We start from the raw sequence: 205 nt of genomic DNA on the forward strand, positions 1-205 counted from the left end.
CCTGGCGGGTGTGACCCCGCAGGCCGCCGAGGTGCCGCTGTTCTCCACCCTCACCGGTACCTGGCTGGACGTCCCCATGGATGCCGGGTACTGGTACCGCAACCTGCGCCAGACGGTCCTGTTCGAGCACGCCACCCGAGGCCTCCTCGCCGAGGGCCACGGCCTGTTCCTGGAGATGAGCCCCCACCCGGTCCTGACCGTCCCC

Annotated in this window: 1 protein-coding gene; it reads left to right on the forward strand. The window is 71.2% G+C overall.

Translation table 11 applies throughout. The features are described from left to right. Nucleotides 1–205, forward strand: a 205-nt coding sequence (locus IG74_RS47555) for an acyltransferase domain-containing protein (RefSeq protein ID WP_037827826.1), incomplete at both ends; no start/stop codon positions are given.

Origin of the sequence: Streptomyces sp. NRRL B-1347 (genome assembly GCF_000720325.1) — a bacterium.
GTDB lineage: Bacteria > Actinomycetota > Actinomycetes > Streptomycetales > Streptomycetaceae > Streptomyces.